This is a genomic window from Megasphaera sp. MJR8396C (assembly GCF_001546855.1).
GTDB lineage: Bacteria > Bacillota > Negativicutes > Veillonellales > Megasphaeraceae > Megasphaera.
Genome location: NZ_KQ958171.1, coordinates 1 through 826 on the forward strand (window position 1 = coordinate 1; position 826 = coordinate 826).

General features: G+C 45.2%; 1 protein-coding gene. It reads left to right on the forward strand.

All coding sequences use genetic code 11. The annotated features are described in order from the left end of the window. A partial coding sequence (locus tag HMPREF3201_RS04535) for an IS3 family transposase (protein ID WP_197408259.1) occupies nucleotides 1-820 on the forward strand: 820 nt, incomplete at its 5' end. Between the last annotated feature and the right edge of the window lie 6 nt (nucleotides 821-826).

The window sequence follows — 826 nt, forward strand, 5'->3', positions numbered from 1 at the left end:
ACTGCCGAAATCCACCTATATGTATTGGCAGAAGAGATTCAATCGCTCTTCAAAGGATGCTGAGCTTGAGGAGAAGATTAAAACCATCCGCAAAGTACATGAAAATTACGGGTATCGTCGGATTTATGGAGTACTGCGTACAGAAGGTCTCGCTGTAAATCGAAAGCGAGTACAGCGTATCGTCCAGAAGTTAGGGCTTCAGGTTACGGCCTTTACGCACAGAAGCCGGACATATCATTCTTACAAGGGGAAAGTCGGAAAGGTGGCACCCAATCGGTTGAAACGCCGGTTCGACACCTGTATTCCGCACCAGAAAATCACGACAGACACCACGGAGTTCAAGTATTACCAAGCGGATAAGCAAGGCCGTGTAGTTACGAAAAAGCTTTACTTGGATCCATTTCTTGATCTCTACAACAGAGAAATCATCAGCTACAGCATCACGAAAAGGCCTTGTGCAGAAGGGATATCCGCTGCGCTGAATAAAGCTATCCAGATAACGTCAGACTGTAAGTACCGGCGCACTTTTCATTCTGACCAAGGATGGGCCTATCAGATGGGAAGTTATACCAAGCGGCTTAGAGAAGAGAAAATCTTTCAGAGCATGTCACGAAAAGGAACGTGCCTGGACAACAGTGTCATGGAAAACTTCTTTGGTTTGCTAAAACAAGAAATCTATTATGGGCATACATATCACAGCTTTGAAGAATTGAAGCAGGCTATAGAGCGATTCATCGAGTATTATAACGAGAGGAGATGCAAAGAAAAACTTGGCTGGTGCAGCCCGGTAGAATATCGACTTCGCCATACCGCGGCATAGAAAAAC